The sequence below is a fragment of the Peribacillus sp. NPDC056705 genome (genome assembly GCF_043656335.1).
Window position 1 is genome coordinate 1 of sequence record NZ_JBHTYI010000110.1, and the last position, 2,320, is coordinate 2,320.

The 2,320-nt window shown below is 47.5% G+C and carries 2 protein-coding genes; one reads left to right on the top strand and one right to left on the bottom strand.

The window, feature by feature from the left end:
- The coding region (locus ACFRAK_RS27870) for a glycosyl hydrolase family 28-related protein (protein WP_394573014.1) at positions 1 to 1,481 on the bottom strand (1,481 nt) is incomplete at its 3' end.
- Between the two features lie 432 nt (positions 1,482 to 1,913).
- Here ACFRAK_RS27870 and ACFRAK_RS27875 point away from each other — a divergent pair.
- A partial coding sequence (locus ACFRAK_RS27875; protein WP_394573015.1) for an SMI1/KNR4 family protein occupies positions 1,914 to 2,320 on the top strand: 407 nt, incomplete at its 3' end.

Sequence of the window (2,320 nt, forward strand, 5' to 3'; positions counted from 1 at the left end):
ACATAGCCTTGGCCCCACTGCCTCGATTTCACAATAGCGGATTGGCCAGATTGGTATGCATTTCCGGTTGTATTCCAAAACACCGATTGGCTCGTGGTCCAGCCGTGCTGAACGGTTCCATATGGCCGGTATACAGCCTCCAGATAATCCCCGTTCATCTTCATGCTGTCGAACAGGTTAGCTACAGATAGATGCATATGGAAGTCGGAAGCGAGACGAGGGTAATTGGACGTGTTGTTAAAAAAGACGTTGCCGTTTGTCCACATGCTGGACATGGTGAAGCTGTGTCTAGCGTTGGTGGCCGCAGAGTTTTGGATATCGCCGCCTTGAACATGATACAAGTATCCGTTACCGCCTTCACCCCGATATTGAGGCTTTTGGAGATGGGAGTTCTGGATGGTGATGGAACGGGATTGGTTGATTACCACCCCATGGGACAATAAATGAATATCAGATCCGTTGAAGCTTGGCCTGTAGGAATTCACGTTGTCCATCCAACTGTTCCTGGCATGAGAGAAGGTGACAGCTTTGGAGGCGTGGACATCATAAGCGCCTGTGCCTGATCTATTGAAGTCCGTGTCGCCCCAACCCGATCCCGTATGCTGCCTCATGCCGATGGAGAGATTTTCTATACCTGCCTCGGTGATAGCTTGACCTATCTTATAGACGCGGGCGTTATCCCTTGTCTTAAGCGTATACCGGATTGGGATGTCTACGATCAGTGTGTTGGTGGACGCTTCAATACCGACGATCTGCCGATTGAAGGTCTGCCCCCTTAAAGAAGAATTCCACAGACCGCTCATTCTGTGCTCGGCGATGAAGGCATCGGAGGCATCGGCGCGGACGATGATAAACTCGTTAACATTGTATCCGCTTACACTACTGACCGGAATTCTTGTGGACTGAGTCTGAATATCACTGCGGATGGAGGTAGGTGTATTCGTAGGGGAGAACCAGTCTGCTGAGTTAATGGGCGCTACACGTACCACGGCTTTGTCCCGCATGCTGGTAGAGTCGTTGAAAATAAAGGTAGACGATTTGCCCGCGCCCCGGAGCACCACATTGTTTCTGTTGATCCAGATCGCGCTGTTGCTGGACCCTTGCGGTCTGACCTTATAAGTGCCTGAAGGCAAATATACGATACCTCCGCCTGCGGTACCTGCAGCATTAATAGCATTTTGTATGGCATTGGTGGAATCAGCGACGCCGCTTGGGTCCGCACCGTATTGGGTTACGGCATTATAAGTGGCTCCTGGCGGGTTGGTGGGAATGTTCTTCTCGCCCCGCCAGTAGCCTGCATAGCTAAAGTCTTGCAGAAACCGGCCTTGAGCGTCCTGGTACCCGGGAGTCCAATTCGCGGGGTACAGTGAGCTTCTCCAAGGGTTTGCGTTTGCTATGCCGTCAGGGATGACAATAGAGGTGATCAGGGCACATATCGGTATGATTGCGATGATCTTGCTAAGCCATTTTTTCTTCATCATTTCAGCCTCCTTGATTGTTTTCAAAGGGTTCTTGCCCTTATCTTGCCTGTCATTTCAGTTCCAATCACCCCTTTCATAGCATGGATCCGTTTTCATATTTTTGCGAATACACGCCAAAGAAAACGATTACATTTTACAGTAGAGAAAAAGGGAATTTTTCCCTGAAATATATTATAACCTTCTCCTCTATCTAAATAAAGTATTTTATAGCAAAAAAATTCCTCTATACCAGTAAATGATTCTAAATTCCGCGCAAAATGCAGGTTGAAGGGCTAGTTTCGAGATGTATTATGGCATGACAGGGTAATGACAGAGGAGATTTGGATACCCGTCAAGAAAAATAACATACATGCGGTTCTCTTCTTGTAATCGGTTACAAAAAAATCAATACGGATATTCTGAAAACAGTATGGGCAGGGAGGAGATTAACCTTTGAAAAATGCGTTAATGGAGAGATTAAAGAACTTTCTTCAGCGGGAAGGTAATAGCACACTCGTAGGCATTCCGGCGAGCCTAGAGGAAATTGCGAAGGCACAACAACGGCTGAATGTAAACTTTCATGAGGCCTACGTACACTTTATCAAGACGTTTGGGGGAGCATATGCAGGTCTGGCCATACATGCTTTCTCGAATGGCTCAAGTCTCGGAAATGAAACGGTTGTCGATTTGACGCTGGGGTTCCGAGAGCAATTCAAGGAACTTGCCTTTGCAGAGGTTTTGCAGACCAGTTATGTCGTTTCTATGAATGGATCCGGTGATCCGATTTTCATCGATCAAGCAGGGGAGGTTTTCATCTGCCATCACGATACCGGGGAGATCAAGTTATTAGCGGATTCATT